Origin of the sequence: Brenneria salicis ATCC 15712 = DSM 30166 (assembly GCF_003315515.1) — a bacterium.
Taxonomy (GTDB): Bacteria; Pseudomonadota; Gammaproteobacteria; order Enterobacterales; family Enterobacteriaceae; genus Brenneria; species Brenneria salicis.
The window spans coordinates 11840-36443 of record NZ_QNRY01000024.1 but is presented as its reverse complement, the minus strand read 5'-3'; the positions used below and the strand labels follow the sequence as shown (position 1 = coordinate 36443).

The 24604-nt window shown below is 54.6% G+C and carries 22 protein-coding genes, 2 pseudogenes and 1 riboswitch; of the genes and pseudogenes, 13 read left to right on the top strand and 11 right to left on the bottom strand.

Annotated features, from left to right (window positions below; all coding sequences use genetic code 11):
• Window positions 1-6: 6 nt before the first annotated feature.
• The gene (gene gsiD / locus DES54_RS11225; RefSeq protein WP_113867411.1) at window positions 7-912 is read left to right on the top strand and encodes a glutathione ABC transporter permease GsiD; all 906 of its coding nucleotides are present in this window, start codon (window positions 7-9) and stop codon (window positions 910-912) included.
• Between the two features lie 57 nt (window positions 913-969).
• On the opposite strand, the gene DES54_RS11220 is transcribed toward gsiD, so the two are convergent.
• From DES54_RS11220 to bioA, 6 genes are all read right to left on the bottom strand, one after another.
• Complete coding sequence (locus DES54_RS11220) at window positions 970-2667, bottom strand: NAD-dependent malic enzyme (RefSeq protein WP_113867409.1); 1698 nt, start codon at window positions 2665-2667, stop codon at window positions 970-972.
• Window positions 2668-2843: 176 nt separating this feature from the next.
• Window positions 2844-3734 carry a cytidine deaminase gene (gene cdd / locus DES54_RS11215; protein ID WP_113867407.1) on the bottom strand — a complete coding sequence of 297 codons (891 nt, stop codon included), beginning with the start codon at window positions 3732-3734 and terminating at the stop codon, window positions 2844-2846.
• Between the two features lie 198 nt (window positions 3735-3932).
• Entirely contained in the window at window positions 3933-4631 is a 699-nt protein-coding gene (locus DES54_RS11210; protein WP_113867405.1) for a CidB/LrgB family autolysis modulator, read from the bottom strand.
• The gene (locus tag DES54_RS11205; RefSeq protein ID WP_113867403.1) at window positions 4631-5038 is read right to left on the bottom strand and encodes a CidA/LrgA family protein; all 408 of its coding nucleotides are present in this window, start codon (window positions 5036-5038) and stop codon (window positions 4631-4633) included. The genes DES54_RS11210 and DES54_RS11205 overlap by 1 nt, the downstream gene beginning before the upstream one ends.
• Window positions 5039-5212: 174 nt before the next feature.
• Window positions 5213-6007 (bottom strand): GH12 family glycosyl hydrolase domain-containing protein, encoded by a 795-nt coding sequence (locus DES54_RS11200; RefSeq protein WP_113867401.1) that lies wholly within the window; start codon window positions 6005-6007, stop codon window positions 5213-5215.
• Between the two features lie 342 nt (window positions 6008-6349).
• Window positions 6350-7636 (bottom strand): adenosylmethionine--8-amino-7-oxononanoate transaminase, encoded by a 1287-nt coding sequence (gene bioA, locus DES54_RS11195; protein WP_113867399.1) that lies wholly within the window; start codon window positions 7634-7636, stop codon window positions 6350-6352.
• 95 nt (window positions 7637-7731) lie between these two features.
• On the opposite strand from bioA, the gene bioB reads away from it, so the two are divergent.
• The 6 genes from bioB (at window position 7732) to DES54_RS11165 (ending at window position 14479) form a co-directional block, all read left to right on the top strand.
• Window positions 7732-8769, top strand: coding sequence for a biotin synthase BioB (bioB, locus tag DES54_RS11190; RefSeq protein ID WP_113867397.1), 1038 nt, complete (start codon window positions 7732-7734; stop codon window positions 8767-8769).
• Window positions 8770-8805: 36 nt separating this feature from the next.
• Window positions 8806-9954: an 8-amino-7-oxononanoate synthase gene (gene bioF / locus DES54_RS11185; protein WP_113867395.1), complete on the top strand. Its 1149-nt coding sequence runs from the start codon at window positions 8806-8808 to the stop codon at window positions 9952-9954.
• Window positions 9944-10705 (top strand): malonyl-ACP O-methyltransferase BioC, encoded by a 762-nt coding sequence (bioC, locus tag DES54_RS11180; RefSeq protein WP_113867393.1) that lies wholly within the window; start codon window positions 9944-9946, stop codon window positions 10703-10705. Before bioF ends, bioC begins: the two co-directional genes overlap by 11 nt.
• On the top strand, window positions 10698-11375 hold the full coding sequence (gene bioD / locus DES54_RS11175) for a dethiobiotin synthase (protein ID WP_113867391.1): 678 nt from the start codon (window positions 10698-10700) through the stop codon (window positions 11373-11375). Before bioC ends, bioD begins: the two co-directional genes overlap by 8 nt.
• A 622-nt stretch (window positions 11376-11997) precedes the next feature.
• Complete coding sequence (gene uvrB, locus DES54_RS11170; protein ID WP_113867389.1) at window positions 11998-14010, top strand: excinuclease ABC subunit UvrB; 2013 nt, start codon at window positions 11998-12000, stop codon at window positions 14008-14010.
• A gap of 37 nt (window positions 14011-14047) precedes the next feature.
• The gene (locus tag DES54_RS11165; protein WP_113867387.1) at window positions 14048-14479 is read left to right on the top strand and encodes a VOC family protein; all 432 of its coding nucleotides are present in this window, start codon (window positions 14048-14050) and stop codon (window positions 14477-14479) included.
• Here DES54_RS11165 and yvcK read toward each other — a convergent pair whose 3' ends face one another.
• Window positions 14480-15388, bottom strand: a complete 909-nt coding sequence (yvcK, locus tag DES54_RS11160) for a uridine diphosphate-N-acetylglucosamine-binding protein YvcK (RefSeq protein ID WP_113867374.1) — start codon at window positions 15386-15388, stop codon at window positions 14480-14482. It lies immediately after the preceding gene.
• A 301-nt stretch (window positions 15389-15689) separates the two neighbouring features.
• Window positions 15690-15837: riboswitch (molybdenum cofactor riboswitch) on the top strand.
• Here yvcK and moaA point away from each other — a divergent pair.
• From moaA to DES54_RS11130, 6 genes are all read left to right on the top strand, one after another.
• A complete protein-coding gene (gene moaA / locus DES54_RS11155) occupies window positions 15825-16814 on the top strand; it encodes a GTP 3',8-cyclase MoaA (RefSeq protein ID WP_113867372.1) in 990 nt (329 codons plus the stop codon). Its footprint overlaps the riboswitch before it by 13 nt.
• A gap of 34 nt (window positions 16815-16848) precedes the next feature.
• Window positions 16849-17367: a molybdenum cofactor biosynthesis protein B gene (moaB, locus tag DES54_RS11150; RefSeq protein WP_113867370.1), complete on the top strand. Its 519-nt coding sequence runs from the start codon at window positions 16849-16851 to the stop codon at window positions 17365-17367.
• Between the two features lie 17 nt (window positions 17368-17384).
• A complete protein-coding gene (gene moaC / locus DES54_RS11145; RefSeq protein ID WP_113867443.1) occupies window positions 17385-17870 on the top strand; it encodes a cyclic pyranopterin monophosphate synthase MoaC in 486 nt (161 codons plus the stop codon).
• Window positions 17870-18115 carry a molybdopterin synthase sulfur carrier subunit gene (gene moaD / locus DES54_RS11140; protein ID WP_113867368.1) on the top strand — a complete coding sequence of 82 codons (246 nt, stop codon included), beginning with the start codon at window positions 17870-17872 and terminating at the stop codon, window positions 18113-18115. Before moaC ends, moaD begins: the two co-directional genes overlap by 1 nt.
• A 2-nt stretch (window positions 18116-18117) precedes the next feature.
• Window positions 18118-18582 carry a molybdopterin synthase catalytic subunit MoaE gene (gene moaE, locus DES54_RS11135; protein WP_113867366.1) on the top strand — a complete coding sequence of 155 codons (465 nt, stop codon included), beginning with the start codon at window positions 18118-18120 and terminating at the stop codon, window positions 18580-18582.
• A gap of 78 nt (window positions 18583-18660) precedes the next feature.
• Window positions 18661-19371, top strand: a complete 711-nt coding sequence (locus tag DES54_RS11130) for a Bax inhibitor-1/YccA family protein (RefSeq protein WP_113867364.1) — start codon at window positions 18661-18663, stop codon at window positions 19369-19371.
• A 240-nt stretch (window positions 19372-19611) separates the two neighbouring features.
• Here DES54_RS11130 and DES54_RS11125 read toward each other — a convergent pair whose 3' ends face one another.
• From DES54_RS11125 to hlyD, 4 genes and pseudogenes are all read right to left on the bottom strand, one after another.
• Entirely contained in the window at window positions 19612-20718 is a 1107-nt protein-coding gene (locus DES54_RS11125) for an ABC transporter permease (protein ID WP_113867362.1), read from the bottom strand.
• Window positions 20719-20727: 9 nt separating this feature from the next.
• Window positions 20728-21873: an ABC transporter permease gene (locus tag DES54_RS11120; RefSeq protein WP_240635002.1), complete on the bottom strand. Its 1146-nt coding sequence runs from the start codon at window positions 21871-21873 to the stop codon at window positions 20728-20730.
• Window positions 21866-23607: pseudogene (locus DES54_RS11115) on the bottom strand (ATP-binding cassette domain-containing protein). Before DES54_RS11115 ends, DES54_RS11120 begins: the two are co-directional and overlap by 8 nt.
• Window positions 23600-24600, bottom strand: a pseudogene (hlyD, locus tag DES54_RS11110) (secretion protein HlyD). The pseudogenes DES54_RS11115 and hlyD overlap by 8 nt, the downstream one beginning before the upstream one ends.
• Window positions 24601-24604 lie beyond the last annotated feature (4 nt).

The following is a 24604-nucleotide window of genomic DNA, read 5'->3' as shown; positions in this document are numbered from 1 at the left end:
AAGAGAATGAGAAACTGGCGACGTCAGGCGGTGTTATCCACGCTGCCGGTGCTCAAAGAGAATCAAATTCGTACGCCGTGGCGTGAGTTCTGGCGGCGTTTCCGGCCTCAGCATGTGGCGTTGGCGGCGGGCGTATTTGTGGTAGCGCTGATGGTTATTGCTGTGCTGGCTCCTTACCTGATCCCGTATGATGCGGAAAACTACTTTGATTACGATCGCTTGAACGAGGGGCCGTCCGCGGCGCACTGGTTGGGCGTGGATTCGTTGGGGCGCGATATTTTCAGCCGCATTCTGTTAGGGACGCGCATCTCGCTGGCCGCAGGGATTTTCTCCGTACTGGTCGGCATGCTGATTGGTACGTCACTGGGATTGTTGGCCGGTTATTACGAAGGCTGGTGGGATCGCATCATCATGCGCATTTGCGATGTCTTGTTCGCGTTTCCCGGCATCCTGTTGGCGATCGCGGTGGTGGCGATCATGGGCAGCGGAATGGCGAATGTGATTGTCGCCGTGGCGATTTTCAGCATTCCGGCGTTTGCCCGGCTGGTCAGGGGCAATACGCTGGTGCTGAAACAGCAGACTTACATTGAATCGGCCCGCAGTATCGGCGCATCCGACTGGACCATTGTTTTCCGCCATATCCTGCCGGGGACGATATCGTCGATTGTGGTGTATTTCTCCATGCGCATCGGCATGTCGATCATTACCGCGGCCAGTCTGTCATTTCTGGGACTCGGCGCGCAGCCGCCGACGCCGGAATGGGGAGCGATGCTCAATGAAGCCCGCTCCGATATGGTGATTGCGCCACATGTGGCGATCTTCCCCAGTCTGGCGATTTTCCTGACGGTGCTGGCGTTTAATCTGTTAGGGGACGGACTGCGTGATGCGTTGGACCCAAAGTTGAAAGGCTAACTGCAAAAAGCGCGGCTTTCGCCGCGCTTTTTGGTCACGCTTTACAATGTGGCTTGCTTAGAACGATGTGCGTTTGTAGTTACGGTACTGCGGTTGCCAGAAATTGTGTGCGATGGCATCCGCCAGCGCGTCGCCCGACGTCACTACCGCGACGCCCTGCAACTGTGCGGCTTTACCCACTTCCAGCGCGATGCGTTTGGACACTTCCTGAATATCCGCGATATCCGGCAATAACGCGCCATCACCGTTGGTGGCCATCGGGGAGCAGTCGGCCAAGGCGCGGCTGGCGGCCATCAACATGCCGTCGGTAATACGTTTCGCGCCAGAGGCCAGCACGCCTAACCCAATACCAGGGAAGATAAACGAGTTGTTGCACTGAGGGATCGGGTAAACCTTATCCTGATAGATTACCGGGCTGAACGGGCTGCCGGTGGCGACCAACGCGGCGCCGTCGGTCCAGCGGATAATGTCTTCCGGGCGGGCTTCCACACGTGACGTGGGGTTGGACAGCGGCATAACGATCGGACGTGCGCAGTGTCTGTGCATTTCACGGATAATTTCTTCCGTGAACAGGCCCGGCTGACCGGATACCCCGATCAGGATGGTTGGTTTGGCATTGCTGACCACTTCCAGCAACGAGATGGCATCACTGGTGACGTCCCACTTCGCCAACCGCTCGCTTTTCTGCACCAGCTTGCTCTGGAAGTCGAGCAGATTCGGCAGCTTGTCGGTCAGCAGACCGAAACGGTCAACCATGAACACGCGGGCGCGCGCTTCATCTGCGCTCAAACCTTCGGATTTCATCTGCGCAATAATCTGCTCGGCGATACCACAACCGGCGGAACCGGCGCCGAGGAAGACCACGGTCTGATCGCGCAACTGGCTGCCCGCCGCACGGCTGGCGGCAATCAGGCTACCCAGCGCGACGGCGGCGGTCCCCTGAATGTCGTCGTTGAAGCTACAGATTTCATCACGATAGCGGTTCAGCAGCGGGGTGGCGTTTTTCTGGGCGAAATCTTCAAACTGCAACAACACATCCGGCCAGCGGCGTTTGACGGCTTGAATAAATTCGTCCACGAACTCGTAATAGTCGTCATCGGTAATACGAGGATGACGCCAGCCCATGTACAGCGGGTCGTTCAGTCGTTGCGGGTTATTGGTACCCACATCCAAAACAACCGGCAGGGTGTAAGCCGGACTGATGCCACCGCAAGCGGTGTACAGCGACAGCTTACCGATTGGAATACCCATCCCGCCGATGCCCTGATCGCCCAGACCCAGAATACGCTCACCGTCGGTGACGACAATGACTTTTACATTCTGTTTGGTGGCGTTTTGCAGCATGTCGTCGATATGTGCGCGGTTCGGGTAGGAAATAAACAAGCCGCGAGCACGGCGATAGATATCGGAGAAGTGTTCACAGGCTTCACCCACGGTCGGCGTATAGATGATTGGCATCATCTCGCTCAGATGAGCGTCCAGCAAACGGTAGAACAGTGTTTCGTTGGTATCCTGGATATTGCGTAGATAGACATGCTTTTCAATATCGTTCTTGAATTCCTGGTATTGACGCCAGGCTCGTTCGGCCTGTTCTTCAATTGTCTCAACCGCTTCTGGTAGTAAGCCGTGCAGGTTAAAATCAGCGCGTTCTTCTTCAGTGAAAGCACTGTTTTTATTCAGCAACGGAAATTCAAGCAATATTGGGCCAGCATAAGGGATGTAGAGAGGACGTTTACTTTCGTATTCTAATTCCATGACTTTTTTACTCTTTGGGTAACAGAAACGAATTCGGGTGATATAAATAGAATGCTCAGCAGATCTTAAATTACCCAGAAAATATGTACAGGAATTGTTAATTAAAATAGTTACAGATGGCTTGCGCTGGGTAATTAAAATAAGATGAATCGATTCAACTAATAAACCATTCCTTATTATTGGTCAATAAAACTCAGGATAATATCGTTGCAGCCGAGTTCGCACAGCATGGATTGCGTGATTGGCATCTGGCTGATGGCGACATTTCTACGCTCAACAAGGGCGGCGCGACGGATATCGGTATGCGCTTCACCGGCAAGATTCATCAGGTTCAGAGCGGCTTGCAGCGGCGGCAGGCTGGGGTTGAAGGCGGCGTTTTCCGCATAACGGCCAGTGTAGCGATGACCGCTCACCGTTTCCAGCGCGATACCGCTGATGGCCTGGCTATAAGGCGCATGACTGCGGTTGGCCGCATTTAGGGCGAGCAACGTTAATGTATCCGCATTTTCCAGCCGATAGCCGTGATCCACCTCGTCCAGCAATAGCGTCTTAATGTGTAAATCGCCGGGGCCAAAGGCGTCAGGTAAATAGTGGCTGAGCAAGGCGGGCTGACGTCCCGGCAATTGGATGCGCAGTGTTGAGGCGCTGTTCAGTTCATTCATGAATTGTCGGCAGTGACCGCACGGCGTGTAGTTTACCGTAACGGAACTTAACCCTGTTTCATTGCGCAGCCAGGCATGGGCGATGGCGCTCTGTTCGGCGTGTACGGTTTGTTGGAGTTGAACGCGAGTAAACTCCATGTTGGCCCCGAAATAAAGGTTGCCGCTTAATCCCTGGGCGATAGCGCCGACCTGAAAATGTGAAATGTCGGCCTGCGCGCAAGCCGCCGCCAGCGGTAATAAAGCAAACGCCAGCGTATCGCGATCCATCTCACCGGCCAGACATAACCGTTCAACTTCATCGGCCATCAACATGGCGGAAAAATCAGATCGGTTCAGGATCGGAGCAAGCGCGGACTGCAAATTGGCGGATAACTGCTGAAACGCGCTATCAAATCGTGGATGCATATTGGCTGACTCTATTTACTGGTCAATAAATCGGTATTAAGCCGCAGAATAGCAATAAATTGCGATAAATATCTCTTTGCGAATGTAATATATGAATAATAAATATTAATTGTGAGAACTATATCAAATTTTTTTCGGCGATATTAATAAGTCATTACGATGGATGAGATCCGTTTTCCCGAATCTCATCACTCGCGGTCACTGGCTAAAAAAACTTAGCAGAACAGGGAAGATAAAAGGCGCGATCAACGAGGTGATAATCCCGCAAATAACCAGCGCTAATGAACTGAACGCCCCCTCCTGAAAGTCCACTTCCGCGCAACGCGCCGTACCCAGGGCATGAGAAGCGGTTCCCATCGACAGGCCGCGCGCCGCTTTGGTTTTAATGCCGATGCGATCGAATAGGCTGTGTCCTAACACCGCGCCCAGAATGCCGACGAAAATCACGCAGACGGCGCTGATCGCGGGAATACCGCCGATGGAACTGGCGACAGCCATGGCAATGGGCGTCGTGACGGATTTAGGCAACACCGACGCGGCAATCTCCGGCGTGGCGCCCATCCATAATGCGACCAGCGTACCAGACACAATGGCGGCCACGCTGCCGATAAAACAAACGCTGATGATGGATTTCCAGCGGGCGCGGATTTGGTGAAGCTGCTCATATAGGGGAAACGCCAGCGCGACCACCGCTGGTTGCAGCAGATCGTTGAGTATTTCACTGCCCTTGAAATAGTGATCGTAAGGAATATTCAGTAACAGCAGCAGCGGAATGATAATCACCATTGAAATCAGCAACGGATTCAGCAACGGCTTCTGGGTCCAGATCGCCAGTTTTCGCGCGGCGAAAAAAACGAACAGAGTCAGTGGCAGGGACCACCACAGATAGACCAACATTATTCTTTATCCTTACCTTGCAACAGGTTGTCCACAATGATTTTTTCGCGTTGCATGATCTGCGTGCTGAAACCGACGATGATCATGACGATAAATGTGCTGATAAGACAGGAAACGACAATCGGGCCGAACTGTTGGCTAAGCAGGTCATAATAATTCATCACCCCCACGCCAATCGGTACAAACAGCAACGCCATATAGCGGATGAACAGATGGCAACCAGGTTTCACCCATTGAGCGGGTAAGATTTGCGAGGCAAGAAGTGAGAACAGAATCAGCATACCAATGATGCTGCCGGGGATGGTTAGCGGTAATAACGCGGATATCGCATTGCCTGCCATCAAGCAAAGATAAATCAATGCGAAAGCGCGTAAATACTGCCAGCACAGTGTGATCGTATTACGCATGGGAAATTCCTGATTAACGGAAGGGGCTATCATAGCGCTAATATAATTAGCGTGCCACAGATCACGAATTTTAGGACGGTAAGGCGGAAGCGATGTTTATTTAACCGGGGCTGTGCGACGGTTCAACCCCGCGTTACGGGCATAGATGGCGGGGTTGAACCAGGGAAAGGCCGGTTATTTCACGTCAACGCGCCATTCGCTGATGTTGATTTGTCCGTCGCCGCCAAAGATTTCGGTGCCGAATTCAACGCTACTGACATATTTTTCATTGCCCATCCAATTTTTCCTATCGACCAGATAGTTGGTAAAATGGCGAATATTGATCGACGCATTGTTGGTATTAGCGGTGCGAACAAAAGAGAAGACGTTCCAGCCTTTGCCGTCGCCCGCGTTTATCCATCCTTTAAACACTTTCCAACTGCTGCCGCCCAGATTGACGGTTTCAACATATTCGCCAGCAGGCCCGGCATTGGTACTATTTAACCAGATCATCAACTCATCGGTCGGGGTGGAATCCCAGTTGGCTTTGGCCGTGGTATGGAACCAGATGTCATAGGCGGCATTGTAAGTGCCGGTGGCTTCAATTGAGTAGGCGACCTGGGTGGTAATATGCTTACCGCTGGATAGTTTCACCGGCAGGCCGCTATTGGCGGTATAGCCAGCGGTCCAGTGCCAGCCGCTGACCAGCGAAGGATAAGCTTTGACATCAGAGGTATTGCTCGGCCAATCCCAGTTCCATCCCATGCTGGAAGCCTTGTCATAAAAAATGGTTTGTTGCCAGTTTTCTACTTTGTCTTTACCCCAAACGTTATTGAAAACGTAATATTTATTATCCTCAAAAAAAATTTTATCCGCGTCTTTTGATGAACTGACGGCGGAAGCCGTCAATGGGGAAAATAATGACGTTGCGATGAGCATCGGAAGTAATGCGCGAAAAGAGGATAATACGGGCCTATTGATGGTAAGCATAAAAATCTCCTTTTTAAATATTATGCTTTGGGGGGAAGCCATGAGGAATTTCCCACGGACTTGGTAACTGTCCATAGTATTTTCAATACAATGATTGATTTATATTATCAGGGGAGGGTTTTTGTGGTGTTTAAATAATTACTTAATTTATATTAATAATTTATTTAAATTGATTGTTTTGGTTCTTTTTATAATTTAAATATATTTAAAATCATGATGGCGATAATACTGGCGTCTGCATAACAGTAATATTAATTATAAGTGTGCACCCATCTATACAATAAATTCGTGGCTCTTTATTTCAAGGCGGCGACCGAGATAAACGCGTCGCCTTGAAAGCATTTATTGAAATAAACGTTCGTCGTTCAAGGCGACGCCAATGGCATCCGTTAATTTGCGCAAATCCTCAGGCTGGATAATAAATGGCGGCATCAGATAAATCAGTTTGCCGAAGGGACGCAGCCACACGCCTCGTTCAACAAAAAAACGTTGCAGTCGCGCCATATTTACCGGGCGGCGGGTTTCCACAACACCGATTGCGCCCAACACCCGCACATCGGCGACCAGTTCGGAGGCGGCGAACGGGGACAGCGCCTGGCGCAATTGTTGCTCAATCGCCGTTACCTGCCGTTGCCAGCGATTTTCCGCCAGCAACGACAAGCTGGCGTTGGCGGCGGCGCAGGCCAGCGGGTTGCCCATAAAGGTCGGGCCGTGCATAAAGCAGCCTGCCGCGCCGTTGCTGATGATTTCGGCTACCGTGCGGGTGGTCAAGGTGGCGGATAATGTCATATAACCGCCGGTCAGCGCTTTCCCCAGACAGAGAATATCCGGGGTGATCGCTGCGTGTTCGCAGGCGAACAGCTTACCGGTACGACCAAACCCGGTGGCAATTTCATCCGCTATCAGCAACACGCCATGCTGCTCGCATAGCTCACGCACCTGTCGCAGGTAGGTTGGATGATAAAAGCGCATACCGCCCGCCCCCTGAACGATCGGCTCGAGAATGACGGCGGCGATCGTGTGCGACTGTTCGGCCAGCATGGTTCGCAATGGCGCAATGTCCTCATCCTGCCAGTCGGCATCAAAACCACACTGCGGCGCAGCCACAAACAAATGTTGAGGAAGATACCCCTGATACAGGCTGTGCATGGCGTTGTGCGGATCGCAAACCGACATTGCGCCAAAGGTATCGCCATGATAGCCGTGGCGCAGGGTGAGAAAGCGCTGCCGCACGGCGCCGCGCGCCTGCCAGTATTGCAGCGCCATCTTCATCGCCACTTCAACGGCAACGGAACCTGAGTCAGCCAGAAACACGCACTCCAGTCCGACCGGGGTGACGTCAACCAACTGACGGCACAGCGCAATGGCCGCCGGATGGGTGATCCCGCCGAACATGACGTGCGACATACAAGCCAGTTGCCGCTCAACCGCTTGATTAATGACCGGATGATTATAACCGTGGATAGCCGCCCACCAGGATGACATGCCATCGATCAGTTTCCGTCCGTCATCCAGTTGCAGTTCGACGCCATTGGCCGACACCACCGGATAACAGGGCAGAGGCTGCGTCATTGACGTATATGGATGCCAGATATGGCGCTGATCAAAAGCTAAGTCTTCCGGGGTCATGATGATCTTATGTCAACCAAATTTAATTCTATTTGGTTGACAGTATATCGGGTTAATTTAAACTGACGAAACGTTTTTATTTTGGAGAAGCTGAAATGGCTGACCGAATTTACTGGACGCTTGAGCAAGCACAAAAGCTATTCAATAAACCGTTTCTGGAACTGATGTTTGAAGCCCAGCAAGTACATCGCCAGCACTTCGATCCCCGTCAGGTGCAGGTCAGTACGCTGTTATCGATAAAAACCGGCGCTTGTCCCGAAGATTGTAAATATTGTCCGCAAAGTTCCCGTTATCGCACCGGGATTGAAACGGAACGGCTGATGCAGGTGGAGCAAGTGCTGGAATCGGCGCGCCAGGCAAAAGCGGCCGGTTCGACCCGCTTCTGTATGGGCGCGGCATGGAAAAATCCCCATGAGCGCGACATGCCTTATCTGGAGCGGATGGTGCAGGGCGTCAAAGCACTGGGTATGGAAACCTGCATGACGCTTGGCGCGTTGAACGGCGATCAGGCGCAGCGTCTGGCCGGCGCGGGGCTGGATTTTTATAACCACAACCTGGATACCTCGCCGGAATTCTACGGCAACATCATCACCACGCGCAGCTATCAGGAACGGTTGGATACGCTGGATAAGGTACGTGACGCCGGGATCAAGGTATGCTCCGGCGGGATTGTCGGACTGGGTGAGACGGTGCGCGATCGGGCCGGGTTGCTGGTGCAACTCGCCAACCTGCCGACGCCGCCGGAAAGCGTGCCGATTAACATGCTGGTCAAAGTAAAAGGCACGCCGCTGGCCGATAACGACGATGTCGATCCGTTTGATTTTATCCGCACCATCGCCGTCGCGCGCATCATGATGCCCTCTTCTTATGTGCGGCTATCCGCCGGGCGCGAACAGATGAATGAACAAACACAGGCCATGTGCTTTATGGCGGGCGCCAACTCCATTTTCTATGGTTGCAAGCTGTTAACCACGCCGAACCCGAAAGAAGACAAGGATCTGGCGTTATTCCGCAAGCTGGGGCTGAACCCGCAGCAGACCGACGTCGAATACGGTGACAACCAACAGCGGCAGCGGCTGACGCAGCAACTGACTCATGGCGACAGCGAGCAATTCTATAATGCCGCGGTTTAAAACCGGGCCGCGGCTACTCGCGCGGAGCGATGAGCGATGAGTTGGCAAACGCGTATTGAACAGGCGTTGGCGCAGAGGCGGCAGGATGATGCGTATCGCCAGCGCCAGATTAATCAGGGTGGCAGCGGGCGTTGGCTGATGCAGGGCGGGCGCTGTTATCTTAATTTTTCCAGTAATGACTATCTGGGGTTAAGCCATCACCCTGAGATTATCCGCGCCTGGCAGCAAGGCGCGGCGCAATACGGCGTGGGCAGCGGCGGTTCCGGTCATGTGACGGGTTATACCGATGCGCATGCCGTACTGGAAACGCAGTTGGCCGACTGGCTCGGTTATCCGCGCGCGCTGCTGTTTATTTCCGGCTACGCGGCTAATCAGGCGGTGGTGGCGGCGTTGACTCAGACAGGCGATCGCATTCTGGCGGATAAGCTGAGTCATGCGTCTTTGCTGGAAGCGGCGGCGCATTCACCGGCTGAGCTACGGCGTTTTCGGCATAATCAGGCGGCTAGCCTGCAACACTTGCTGGCGAAACCCGTAGAAGGCCAAACGCTGGTGGTGACCGAAGGCGTCTTCAGTATGGACGGTGATACGGCGCCGTTAGCGCAATTGCACGCGCAAGCAATTGCGCACGGCGCATGGCTGATGGTGGATGATGCCCACGGTATTGGCGTGTTGGGAGAAGAAGGCCGTGGAAGCTGTTGGCAGCAGGGGGTAAAACCGGAGTTGCTGATTGTGACGTTCGGCAAGGCTTTCGGCGTCAGCGGCGCCGCCGTATTGTGTGATGAACCGCTGGCGGAATATTTCTTACAGTTCGCCCGTCATCTGATTTACAGCACGTCCATGCCCGCGCCGCAGGCGTGCGCACTGAGCGCCGCAATACACTGTATCCGCAACGAACCGGCGCGGCGGGAGGCGTTGCAACGCCATATTACCCGCTTCCACGCCGGTTTTTCAGGCTCGCCGTACTCATTGATGGATTCGCGGAGCGCCATCCAGCCGCTGGTGGTGGGGGAGAATGGGCGCGCGCTGGCGTTAATGGCGGCGTTGCGTGAACAAGGGTTGTGGGTGAGTGCGATGCGCCCGCCCACCGTGCCGTCCGGCAGCGCGCGTTTACGTATTACGTTAACGGCGGCGCATCAGCCGGAAGATATCGAACGACTGCTGACGGTATTGCATCATGTTCACTGACATCGACCATAAACACGCGATTGCGCAGGCCTTTGGCCGGGCGGCGGCCAGTTACGATCGTTTTGCCGACGTGCAGCGCGCCAGCGGGGAGCATCTGCTCGACCTGATGCCGGCCCATAACGGGATACAGGTTCTGGATGCGGGTTGCGGCACCGGTTATTTCAGCCGGCATTGGCAACGGCAGGGGAAGCACGTTACCGCATTGGATCTTTCGCCGACCATGTTGGCCTATGCCCGCGAGCAGCGGGCGGCGGAATGTTACGTGCAAGGGGATATTGAACACTTGCCGCTGGGCGCGGGCTGCGTGGATATCAGTTATAGCAATCTGGCAGTCCAGTGGTGTGATGATTTACCCCGTGCGCTGGCGGAGTTGTACCGCGTCACGCGCAGGACGGGGATCATCGCGTTTTCCACGCTGGCGGCGGGGTCGCTGCATGAGCTTTCTCAGGCCTGGGCGCAGTGGGACGGCACACGGCGGGTAAATCATTTTCTTCCGGCGGAGGCGATTGCGGCGGCCTGTCAGCCTTATCGCCATCAACTCCATCAGGAGTGTATCACCTGTTATTTCCCGGATGTGCTGAACTTAATGAAATCGTTGAAAGGCATTGGGGCGACCTGGTTACAGCAGGGGCGCGCGCCGGGATTGCTCAGCCGGTCCCGTCTCAACGGGTTTTCGGCGGTCTATCCGCGTCGGCCAGAAGGTTATCCGCTCAGCTATCATTTGATTTACGGGGTGATTTATCGTGATTAAACGCTGGTTCGTCACCGGTACGGACACGGAAGTCGGCAAGACCATCGCCAGTTGCGCCTTGTTGCAGGCCGCGCATCAGGCCGGGTATCGAACCGCGGGCTATAAGCCGGTCGCCTCCGGCTGCGACATCACCCCTGCGGGCGTGCGCAACAGCGACGCATTAGCGCTTCAGGCCAACAGCAGCGTGCCGCTCGATTATCAGGCGGTGAATCCGATGGCGTTTGTCGAACCGACATCGCCGCACATTATCAGCGTCGAGGAGCGGCGGCCAATTCATCTGGCTGCGCTGTCCGCCGGTTTGCGCAGGCTGGAGACGCAGGCCGACTGGTTGCTGGTGGAAGGTGCCGGCGGTTGGTTTACGCCGCTGTCGCAACAGGCAACCTTTGCCGATTGGGTCAGCCGGGAGCAATTGCCGATCATTCTGGTGGTCGGGATTAAGCTGGGCTGCATTAATCATGCGTTATTGACCGCCAGCGTGATTACGCATTCGGGATTGACGTTGCGTGGCTGGATCGCCAACGACGTCATGCCGCCAGGCAAGCGGCATCAAGAATATCTGAGCAGTTTGCGGCAGCGTCTATCCGCCCCGCTGTTGGGTGAAATTCCACATTTGACGGCGCCATTGCAACAGGATTTAGGGCGATATCTTGATCTGTCGCGATTGGATTAACCGCCTGCATAGCAGAGAGCGTTTTTAGCATTTTTCAATCTATACTGATAAGATAAATCGTACAAAGAAGGTGAGAAAAATCCATTTCAGTCGTCATCAAGGATGAACGTAGTGTTTCAGCAACTCAGCCCGGATGCGGGGTTGTGGGAGTTATCCACCATTTCTGTGGATAACTGTGTGCATTAGAGACAGAAAAATCGCGCCAGACGAGAGCGGACGCGGGTTTTCGCCAGGTTGACGTTATTCTCTGCTTTTTAATTAATTCAATAAAAATCATGGTGTTGATTAAAATCAAGTCTCTTGATGCAGGTTGGGGCATCGTTGCATAAATTAACGGCAAGGGTCATTCTTTTACGTTACAGAAATTGTAAAACTGGGGATAAATAATACTGATAATGGCTGGCGGTTCGTGCCTGAATGTGCTAGTCAATTAATGAGTTTCATCATCATCCAGCAGAGCAATAATTTTCTTGATGCTGTTTTTATATCCAGTATTATGCCGCTAGTAAAGTCTGCGTTTGATTCCCATAATTGATACAGTGAAAAGTCGCTGGGTTAAAAGGCTCAGACCGTCCCATTCGCTTGTCATTTGACCGCCCATTCATGAGTAGCGTGTTTAACTATGAGTAAAGTCTTTAAACTGAAATCCGAATTTAAACCGGCAGGCGATCAGCCTGAGGCCATTCGCCGTTTGGAGGAGGGGCTGGAAGATGGGCTGGCGCATCAGACGCTGCTGGGCGTAACCGGTTCCGGCAAAACGTTCACTATCGCCAATGTGATCGCGGATTTGAACCGTCCCACCATGATCCTGGCGCCGAACAAGACGCTGGCCGCGCAGTTGTATGGCGAAATGAAAGCGTTTTTCCCCGATAACGCGGTGGAATACTTCGTCTCTTACTACGACTATTACCAGCCTGAAGCATATGTGCCAAGCTCTGATACCTTTATCGAGAAAGACGCATCGGTGAATGAACACATTGAGCAAATGCGTCTTTCGGCGACCAAAGCGTTATTGGAACGCCGCGACGTGGTGGTGGTGGCTTCAGTGTCGGCGATTTACGGTCTGGGCGATCCCGATCTCTATCTGAAAATGATGCTGCATCTGACGCAGGGGATGCTGATTGACCAGCGCGCAATTTTACGGCGGCTGGCGGAATTGCAGTATACCCGCAACGATCAGGCGTTTCAGCGCGGCACTTTCCGCGTGCGGGGCGAAGTGATCGACATCTTTCCTGCCGAATCGGATGATGTGGCGCTGCGCGTCGAACTGTTCGATGAAGAAGTCGAACGGCTATCGCTATTTGATCCACTCACTGGGCAAGTGATTCAGACCATGCCGCGTTATACTATTTATCCTAAAACGCACTACGTGACGCCGCGCGAGCGTATTTTACAGGCGATGGAAGATATCAAGATTGAACTGGCGGAACGCCGCAAGGTGCTGCTGGCGAACGATAAGCTGGTGGAAGAGCAGCGTCTCAGCCAGCGCACGCAGTTCGATCTGGAAATGATGAACGAACTGGGTTATTGCTCTGGTATTGAAAACTACTCGCGCTTTCTGTCCGGGCGCGGTCCCGGCGAGGCGCCGCCGACGCTCTTTGACTACCTGCCGGCCGATGGATTGCTGGTGGTGGATGAATCCCACGTGACGATCCCGCAGATTGGCGGGATGTACCGTGGCGACCGGGCGCGTAAGGAGACGTTGGTGGAGTATGGTTTCCGCCTGCCTTCCGCACTGGATAACCGTCCGATGAAATTCGATGAGTTTGAGGCGCTGGCCCCGCAGACGATTTACGTTTCCGCCACGCCCGGCAACTACGAGATGGAAAAATCCGGCGGCGAAGTGATCGATCAGGTGGTGCGGCCTACCGGCCTGTTGGACCCGCTGCTTGAGGTGCGTCCGGTCGCCACCCAGGTGGATGACCTGTTGTCCGAAATACGTTTGCGCGTCGCGGTGAAGGAGCGCGTGCTGGTGACCACGCTGACCAAGCGCATGGCGGAAGATTTAACCGAATATCTGGAAGAGCACGGCGAGCGCGTGCGTTACCTGCATTCGGATATCGATACTGTCGAACGTGTGGAGATCATCCGTGATTTGCGGCTGGGCGAATTTGATGTGCTGGTGGGGATCAACCTGCTGAGGGAAGGTCTGGACATGCCGGAAGTCTCGTTGGTGGCGATTCTGGATGCCGACAAAGAAGGCTTCCTGCGTTCGGAGCGTTCCCTGATCCAGACTATTGGCCGTGCGGCGCGTAATCTGAACGGCAAGGCGATTCTGTACGGCGATAAAATCACGCCGTCAATGGCGCGCGCCATCAGCGAAACCGAGCGTCGCCGTGAAAAACAACAGGCTTACAATCTGGAACACGGCATTGTGCCGCAAGGGTTAAACAAAAAAATCGGGGATATTCTGCAAATCGGTCAGTCGGTTCACGGCAAGGGCAGAGGACGCGGTAAGAAAGCCGCTGAACCGTCAGCCAGCTATGCCTTGCTGACGCCGAAGGCGCTGGAGCAGAAAATTCGCGAACTTGAAAGCAGAATGATGACGCACGCGCAGAACCTGGAATTTGAAGAAGCCGCCCAACTGCGTGACGAAGTGCAGGCATTGCGTGCGCAGTTTATCGCCGCTTCCTGATAACCGTCGTGAGTGGAAATATTTTGAGAGGTGATTTATGGATAGCGAAATCCCTGGTGTACATGTGTTATTTATCGCAGGCTTTGGCCCCATCGTAAAATCGGTTCCGACGGGTTATTCGTTTTATGTCGAAACACTTGCTCTGCCATTGAAGCCGTTGGAGGGTAACCGTGATTATCTGGTTACGGATGCGCTGGATGGCGTAAAACACTTTGCCCTCTGGCCGCTCGAACAAGCCAGCGAATCCTGTTTTGGTCGGGAGCAGTGGCCGACCGAGCTACCTGTGCCGCAAAGTTGGCTGGAGTTTGAAGTGAGCGATATGGCGCAGGCGACGCAGGCTATCAAAGATCAAGGCTATCCGCTGTTGGTGGAGAATCGTCTGGAGCCTTGGGGTCAAAAGGTGACGCGCTTTCTCAGCCCGGAAGGGATGCTGGTGGGCGTAACATATACGCCTTGGCTACGGGATTAATCATCCCAGCTTTTGCAGCACGCTCTCTATCGCCTGATGCAGTAATTGACGGTCGTGATGATGCGGCACATCCGCCGCGTCCAGCGCTTGCTGCGCCACCAAACGATCATCTATCTGGCTGACGTCCGTGTTCGGACTGACGATAACGGCGTCGATCGCCTGGCGGTCAATCTTTTCTTCCATCAGATCCAGTTTTTCCCGCAGCGACAATCTGGCGGCGGCCTGACTCTGTTCTCTGCCCAAATTGTCGATATAAACCATCGGCGCCTGCGTGCGGCGCAACGCTCGCGCCAGATCGGGCAGCAGCAACAGCGGCATCAGGCTGGTCAGAAAACTGCCGGGGCCGATCAGAATCAGGTCGGCTTGCGCGATCGCGCTCAGGGCTTCCTGTGTCGCCGGCACAGGCGGGAATAGCGTCAGTTCCTGCGGCAAGGTCAATAACAGATCGATGGCGACTTCGCCATAAACCGGGTTCCCCTGCTCATCCGTGGCCTGCAAATCCACCGGCTGTTCAGACATGGGGATCAGAAAGGCGTCCACTTTCAACAGATTCCGCACCAGATTGATTGCTTCGAGCGGACGAACGCTCAGATCATCGAGCGCTTTCAGTATCAGATTGCCCAAATTATGACCAGCCAGTTCGCCGCTGCCATTAAATCGGTACTCAAACATCGCGGAGGCGATGCTGGGAGTGGTAATCAACTGATTCAGACAGTTGCGGGTATCGCCCCAGGCGATGCCGCCTTCCGAGCGACGGAGCCGACCGGTCGAACCGCCGTTGTCTGTGGTCGTCACAATGCCTGTCAGCCGTGATCCCAGAGATGAGAGGGAAGACAGGACACGGCCTAATCCGTGTCCGCCGCCAAGGGCGACAACCCGGTCAAGGTCGGCCAACAGGCGATTGCGCATAGTAATCCTTAAGTGCTGAAAGCCTGAACAGAAATGATAGCGGAAATGAAACGCTCGTTGCTGCCGGTAAGGTAGCCGATTTTTGCTTAAAAGGCGAAAAATCCTTCTTCTGATATGATTTTAGACAATTTATGCTGCCGCTTTTACCGTATGCTGATTCAGCATAAATTATTGAAAAATCGTTATATATTTATTTATATACCGGTTTTTTAAGTGACTGCCGGCCATAATCGGCGGTAAACTAATCAAGCAAATCACGATCTCTGTGGCGCATGTGCCGGGCTTATTTGCCGATGTGTCCTCAGGAATCAAACTCCTAGCCTTGGCGCCTAAGTGATGCGTTGACGACGCATGATACGGCGCTCTGGCCGTGACCGAATGGTCGCCAGGGTGCGTGGTGGAAACGCCTGCATCTCCCGTATTTGGTAAGGTGTTTATGGTGAGTCAACTGACTGATGCGTTTGCGCGCAAGTTTTACTATTTGCGCCTGTCGATAACTGATGTCTGCAACTTTCGTTGTCGCTATTGTTTGCCGGATGGCTATCAGCCGAATGGCAACAATCCCCATCATTTCTTATCACTCGATGAAATTCGTCGCGTCAGCCGTGCGTTTGCGGAACTTGGCACGGAGAAAGTCCGTCTTACCGGCGGAGAACCTTCTCTGCGGCGTGATTTTGTCGATATCATTGCCGCGATCCGCGAAAATCCGGCGATCCGCACGCTGGCGGTGACCACCAATGGCTATCGTCTGGCGCGTGATGTCGCGCGATGGCGCGAGGCCGGTCTGACCGCACTGAACGTCAGCGTCGACAGTCTGGACGCGCGTCAGTTTCACGCCATTACCGGGCAGGATAATTTTCGGCAGGTTATGGACGGCATCGACGCCGCGTTTGCCTGCGGTTTCACCCGCGTCAAGGTGAATACCGTATTGATGCGCGATGTCAACGATACCAGTTTGCAAAATTTTTTGGCCTGGATCAAACATCGTCCGATTCAATTGCGTTTCATCGAACTGATGGAAACCGGCGAGGTCGGCGCGTTGTTCAAAAAACACCATATTTCCGGCGACGTGATCCGCCAGCGCCTGTTGCGGCAAGGCTGGGAGCCGCAGGCGCGCGGACGCAGCGACGGCCCGGCGCAGGTATTCCGCCATGCCGACTATCAAGGCGAAATCGGGCTGATTATGCCTTATGAGAAAGATTTCTGCCTGAGTTGTAATCGCCTGCGGGTGTCGGCCATCGGCAACCTGCATCTTTGTCTGTTTGGCGACAAGGGGATCCAACTGCGTGACCTGATGGCGGACGATGAGCAACGGGAAGCATTGAAAATGCGTATTTCCGGCGGCTTGACCGCCAAGAAACAGACCCACTTCCTGCATCAGGGCAACAGTGGCATCACGCAGAATCTGTCGTTTATTGGTGGCTAAGCGCCCCGCAACGTCTATCCGTCAGGAGTCTGGTATGAGTAAAGTCAGCAGCGAATTTATTCCTCTCAATATTGCGGTGCTCACCGTGTCTGATCATCGCACGCAAACCGATGAAACGTCTGGCGATTACCTGCGTGAAGCCGCGCAGTCCGCCGGACACCGTATTATCGCCAGCGCTATCGTCAAAGAGAATCGATATCAGATCAGAGCGCAGGTTTCGACCTGGATCGCCAGTGACGATGTGCAGGTCATTCTGATTAACGGCGGCACCGGATTGACCCCCGGCGATCAGGCGCCGGAGGCGGTCGGCGTATTATTCGACCGCGAAATCGCCGGCTTTGGCGAACTGTTCCGCATGGTGTCGTATGAAGATATCGGCACCGCCACATTGCAATCCAGAGCGACGGCGGGGCTGGCCAATCAGACGGCGATTTTCGCCATGCCGGGTTCAACCCGCGCTTGTCATTCCGCCTGGGAGCGTATCATTCAGGATCAACTGGATGCGCGGCAAAAGCCCTGCAACTTTTATCCTCATCTGAAAAAGTTAGTTTAACGATGCCACAACCTAAAATGTCACAACCACAATTAACCCATATTAACGCCGCTGGCGAAGCATCGATGGTGGATGTTTCCGCCAAAGCGGAAACGGTGCGTGAAGCCAGGGCGGAAGCCTTTGTTGAAATGGCGCCGCAGACGCTGGCGATGATTATGGATGGCAGTCACCATAAAGGCGATGTCTTCGCCACCGCCCGGATTGCCGGTATTCAGGCGGCGAAGCGCACCTGGGAACTGATCCCGCTTTGTCATCCGCTGCTGCTCAGTAAAGTGGCGGTCGGGCTGGAGGCGCAACCTGAGCATAGCCGGGTGCGTATCGAGTCGCTATGCCGCCTGACCGGTAAAACCGGCGTGGAGATGGAAGCGCTGACGGCGGCATCGGTGGCGGCGCTGACGATTTATGACATGTGCAAAGCCGTACAAAAAGACATGGTGATCGGCCCGGTGCGTCTGCTGGCGAAAAGCGGCGGCAAATCCGGGGATTTTCAGGCGGAGGCGTGATGATTAATGTCCTGTTTTTCGCCCAGGTACGGGAATTGACCGAGACGGATAAGCTCGTCTTGCCCGCCGGGTACGCGACGGTTGAGGCGTTACGGCAGGCGCTGTGTCTGCGTGGTTCCCGCTGGGCGTTGGCGCTGGAGTCCGGCAAGTTGCTGGCGGCGGTCAATCAATCGCTAGTGGAGATGCACCATCCGCTACAGGATGGCGATGAAGTCGCCTTTTTCCCGCCGGTGACGGGAGGATGACGATGACGGAAACCCGTATTCGCGTCGGCGAAGCCTGCTTTAACGTCGGTGATGAATATCAGTGGCTGGCGCAATGCGAAGAAGATGGCGCGGTCGTCACCTTCACCGGCAAAGTGCGCAACCACAATCTGGCTGCCGATGTCAGCGCGTTGACGCTGGAACACTATCCCGGCATGACGGAAAAAGCGCTGGCGGAGATTGTCGCGCTGGCGCGTGAACGTTGGGCGCTGCCGCGTGCGAGCGTCATCCACCGGATCGGCGCGCTCTATCCCGGCGAGGAGATCGTGTTTGTCGGCGTCAGCGCCGCCCATCGCCGAGATGCCTTTGACGCGGCGCAATTCATTATGGACTATTTGAAGACCCGTGCGCCGTTCTGGAAAAGGGAAGCGACGCCACAGGGAGAACGCTGGATCGACGCGCGCGACAGCGACAAACAGGCGGCGGCGCGCTGGTCCGGCGGCGGCTGAACCGACATTTATGTGTTAGGATGAACACAGGCGGGACGAGATGTCCCTTATGTATAAACGTAATTCAAAGGTAAAATCATGGACAGGTATCCACGCTCAAATGATTCGATTGTTGAACGCGCTCAATCCGGCCTTCAGGCTTATATGGCGCAGGTCTATGGCTGGATGACTTGCGGGTTGCTGTTGACGGCGTTCGTTTCCTGGTATGCCGCCAACACGCCAGCGGTGCTGAATTTTGTTTTCTCCAGTCAGATTACCTTTTTTGGTCTGATTATCGCGCAACTGGGTCTGGTGTTTGTGATTTCCGGCATGGTGCAGCGGCTGAGCGGCGGCGTGGCGACCAAACTCTTTATGCTGTACTCCGCCCTGACCGGACTGACGATTTCCAGCATTTTCATCATGTATTCCGGTGAGTCCATCGCCAGTACCTTTGTTATCACCGCCGGGATGTTTGGCGCCATGAGTCTGTACGGTTACACCACCAAACGCGATCTGAGCGGTTTGGGCAGCATGTTGTTTATGGCGTTGATTGGAATTGTGCTGGCCTCGCTGGTGAATCTGTGGCTGAAAAGCGAAGCGCTGATGTGGGTGGTGACGTATATCGGCGTGGTGGTGTTTGTGGGATTGACCGCCTATGACACGCAGAAACTGAAACGTATCGGTGAAGCGTTATCCGTGGACGATAAGGATAATTTCCGTAAATATTCCATCGTCGGCGCCCTGACGCTGTATCTGGATTTCATCAACCTGTTCCTGATGCTGCTGCGTATCTTCGGCAACCGCCGCTAAACCGTCTGGTTTGGTTTCCTCAATCCTCCGGTAACGTGAGTTGCCGGGGGATTTTTGTTTTTCGTAACTTACGCTTTGCGCAAATTTATTCTTTGCGTAAGCAATAGCGCAATAATGCCTCTCTGATACTTTGCCTGGTACTGAATAAAAGCATGCCAATCACACTATTTAGCGTGAATGCTGAACGTAAACTTAGCTGAGCCAAAGATCGATGTCCAGATAAGGCCTTAATATGGACTTTTACGCAATATTGCGCCGGAACATCGCATAGGCGGCGCTGCCGGTGGTGATGGTGATCGTCAGTAACGGCCACAGACTGCGCCAGATGATCGTGAAATCCGCGTCTTTCAGGTAAATCTGCTTGGTGATATCGGTGAAGTGGCGAATAGGATTGATCCAGGTGAGTTGTTGTAACCACGCCGGCATGTTTTCCACCGGCGAGATGTAACCGGAGAGCAGAATGGCGGGCATAAGAAAGACAAAGACGCCGATAAACGCCTGCTGTTTTGTGGCGCACAGCGATGAAATCAGCAGGCCGAATCCCACCAGCGACAGACTATATATCAGCATGGCGGCGTAAAACAGCAACAGCGAACCGGCGAAAGGGATCTGGAAGGCGAATATGCCCGCCAGCAGCACGATGGTGGCCTGAAACGTGGCGACGAACAGGGCGGGAACCGCTTTGCCGACAAATATCTGCCAGGTTGACAGCGGAGAAACCAGAAGCTGTTCCAGCGTCCCTTGCTCGCGTTCACGCGCGACGGACAGCGCCGTTACAATCAATACGCCGATGGTGGTGATCATGGCGATCAATGACGGCACCACGAACCATTTGTAATCAAGATTCGGGTTGTACCAGTGACGAATAACCAGTTCGCTATTATTTTGTTTCGGCTGGCTGCCCAGCAATTCCAACTGATAATCACGCACGATTTGCTGCACATCATTGGCGGCGATTTGGGCGCTGTTTGAACGGCGGCCATCCAGAATAACCGGCAATGTAGTCTGGTTGCCGCTGACGATAGCGCGGGAAAACTGTGGTGGAAAACGAATGATCAGCAGCGCTTTCTGATTGTCCAGCGTTGGAGCGATGTCCTGCGCGCTATGCAGCAACATCACCCTGGAAAAAGATTGTGCGTTGGCGAAGCGCTGGGTCAGTTCAATCGAGGCGTGACCGTTATCTTCGTTGTAAATCTCGATGGTGGCGTTCGTCACATCCAGCGTGGCGGCGAACGGGAACAGCAAAACCTGAAAAATCACCGGCAGAATCAAAATCGTTCGGGTTTGCGGTTCACGCAACAGCGACTGTAACTCTTTGATGATTAATGTCCACAGACGATGAAACATGCAAGCTCCCTAATCCAGTCTGCGCCGGGTTTTCCAGGCGGTGAGGCCGATAAAGACGATGGCTGAAGCGATAAGAAACAGCAGGTTGACCAACAACACGCTGCTGATGTCGCCAGCCAGAAACAGGGTTTGCAGCGTGCTGACGAAATAACGGGCGGGAATGAGGTAAGACACGACGCGCACTGGCGCGGGCATGCTGTCAATTTCAAAAATAAACCCTGACAGCATAATGGCGGGCAGGAAAGCGGCGTTGAGCGACACCATGGCGGCATTGAACTGATTTCTCGTCAAGGTGGAGATCAGCAATCCCATCCCCAGCGTACTGGCGAGAAACAGGCTGCTGATGCCAAACAGGATTAGCAGCGAACCGCGATAGGGGACAGCCAATAGGAACGTTGACACCAGAATACACAGCACCAAGGCGAACATGCCAAGAAAATAGTAAGGGATCAGTTTCGCCAGCAGCAATTCACTACGGGTGATCTGCGTGGAAAGCAGGGCTTCCATGGTGCCGCGCTCCCATTCGCGGGCGATCACCAGCGAGGTGAGGATCGCGCCAATCACCGTCATGATAATGGTAATGGCGCCGGGGATAATAAAATGCTGGCTGATGGCCGCCGGGTTAAACCAGTAACGCGGCTGCACCTCAATCAGTTGCACGAATTCCTCACCCTGATCGCTGGCGCGTTGTTGCTGCCAGATAAGCCAGATGCCCTCGGCATAGCCGCGCACGAAATTGGCGGTATTGGGTTCGCTGCCGTCGGTGATCACTTGCAGCGGTGCTTGCGACGCGGGGCGGGCCATGCGTTCGGCGAAATCATTGGGAATGACGATCAGACCGCGAATGTCGCCGGATTGCATCATCTGGATCAGTTGTTGCCGGTTATCGCTGATCGTGGGTTCGATGAACGGGGACGCGGCGAAAGCGTTCGCCAGATTACGGGCATCCTCGCTTTGCTGCTCCATCAGTATCCCGACATGCAGACGACTGGAATCCAGATTAATGCCGTAGCCAAAGATAAATAACAATAGCAGCGGGATCACCACCGCGATCAGTCCGCTACTGGGATCGCGCAGGATCTGGCGGGTTTTTTTCAGGCACAGGGCGCGCAGACGACGCCAGGAAAAATGAGAATCGCTGCGCGGGTTAGCCATTTTTCGCCTCCTGATCATAATTCTGTACCAGGGTAATGAAGGCCTGCTCCATGGTCGGGGCTGGCGTTTCGTCGCTGGCGGCCTGCTGCTTTAAATCATCCGGCGTTCCGCTGGCAATAAGTTTGCCGTGATAAACCAACCCGATACGGTCGCAATATTCGGCCTCATCCATAAAGTGGGTAGTAACCATCACGGTTACGCCACGGTTTACCATGCCATTGATGTGTATCCAGAATTCCCGGCGGGTGAGGGGATCGACGCCGGAAGTCGGCTCATCCAGAAACAGGATATCCGGCTCATGCATCAGCGCGCACGCCAATGCCAGTCGTTGTTTAAACCCTAACGGCAAGTCGTCGGGCGTTTGACGGTAGATGGGGCTGAAATTGAACGCTTCGGTCATTTCCGCCATTTTATCGCGCCTGGCCTTACCCGACAGACCATAGACGCCGGAGAAGAAACGCAGGTTCTGTTCAACCGTCAGATTGCCGTACAGCGAGAACTTTTGCGCCATGTAGCCTAAATGTTGACGCGCCTTGCCGGAACTGGCTTTCAGATCCATACCCAGCACCAGCGCTTTACCCGCCGTGGGCGTCAGCAATCCGCACATCATCTTGAAGGTGGTGGATTTTCCGGCGCCGTTCGGCCCCAGTAAGCCGAAAATCTCACCACGCCGCACTTGGAAACTGACCTGATCGGTGGCGGCGAAATCACCGAACTTTTTGGTCAACTGCCGGGCTTCGATCACGGTTTCTTCGGGGGCGGCGGCAATCTGCGGCATGATTTTCGCCAGTGACGATTCGTTGGCCGGGCCGCCGCCCAACAGGTCAATAAAGGCGTCTTCAAAGCGCGGCGCGGTATCTTGCAGATTGTCCTCCGACAACGAGAGCGCGGCGAGCAGTTGGTTGCGCGACGCGTCCTGTTTCAGGATCAGCCGCACGTATTGTCCCTGGATCACGCCATCGCTGACCTGCGGCAGACGCAAAGCCTGCTGAAGTAATTTACGGTGGTTGCCGGCGCTGGCGCTGACCAACACGCTGCGTCCGGCCATACGTTCGCTTAGCTCACGTGGTTCGCAACGGTACAGCAATTCACCTTCATTGAGCAGCAGGACGTCACGGCACTGTTCCGCTTCATCAAGATAGGAGGTGCTCCAGAGGATCAGCATGCCGTCATTCGCCAGGTCATGCACCATGCGCCACAGTTCGCGTCGTGAAATGGGATCGACGCCGACGCCCGGTTCATCCAGCAGCAGCACCTGCGGTTGCCCCAGCAGCGTACAGGCCAGCCCCAGTTTTTGTTTCATCCCGCCGGACAACTTGCCTGCCAGCCGACGGGTAAAGTTGGTTAGATCGGTAAAGGTCAGCAGCCGATCGAAGGTTTGTCGCCGCTCCTCGCCGGCGATACCGCGTAAATCAGCATACAGCGTCAGGTTTTCCATCACGGTAAGGTCTTCGTACAGCCCAAATTTCTGCGGCATATAGCCGAGGATGGCATGCAACTGGCGATCTTGTTTGATGGGATCCAGTCGATGACTTTTATGGCGCCGTGGCTGGGGGTCAACAATCCCGCCAGCATCCGCATCAGCGTGGTTTTACCCGCGCCGTCCGGCCCTACCAGCCCGGTCACCGCCCCGCTGCGGATCTGCGCGGTGAGGCTGGCGAGCGCTGGTTTATCCTGTCCGGGGAAGCGTTTTTCCAGCGCGTCAAGCTCAATCAGCGCGGCGGCGTCATTCATGGCGCGGCTGATCCTGTGCAAAACGCAGCGTAACCGGCATGCCCTGACGCAACTGGTCGTCGGCATCATTGACGATAATCCGCAGGCGGTAAACCAGATCGGTGCGCAAATCCTCGGTTTCAACGTTTTTCGGCGTGAATTCGGCGCTGGGGGAGACGAAACCAATCTTGCCGTGATACGGCGTTTCCGGACGGCTATCGGTATAAATCAGGATTTCGCTGCCGGGAACGGCGCGGCCTAAATCCCGTTCGCCGACATAGGCGCGGATCCAGACCGGGCTGGTCAGCGACAGGGTAAAGACGGTATTGCCGGTGCTAAGCATGCTGCCGGCCTCCACCGCGCGGGTGAGGATCACGCCGGCGGAAGGGGAGTACAGTTCGGTATCCTTGTTATCCAGTTCGGCCTGCGCTTGTGCGGCCTCAGCCTGCGTCAGCGCTGCTTGTGCAGCGGCGATTTCCTGCGGACGGTTGCCGTTTTCATACTGGCTCAGTTTGTCTTTGGCGGCCTGCAGCGTCGCCAGCGCCTGATTGCGGGCGGTTTTGGCATCGTCCAATGCGTTGGCGGAAATCGAGCGTCTGGCCCACAGCCCCTGCTGACGTTGATAGAAGCTGTTGGCGTAATCGTAAGCGGCCTGGCTTTGCGCCAGTTGTGAGCGAACCTGGGCTACCTCTTCGCGTCGGTATCCTTCCTGTAACAACCCAAGCTGAGCCTGCGCGCTGGCGACATTGGCCTGCCCTGGTGCAGCGCATTCTGGTAGGGCGCATTATCCAGCGTTGCCAGCTTTTGTCCCGGCCTGATGCTGTCGCCTTCGTCAACATCCAGCGCCATAAGCCGCCCGCCCACCCGGAACCCCAGATTAACCGTGCGTATGTCAACGTTGCCATACAGCGTCAGCGGTTTATTCTGCTGCTGCCGATAGTGGACGAAACCGTATACCGCGGCGGCAATCAGGATGATGATCAGACCGGCACTCACCAGTTTTTTCTTATTCATAACC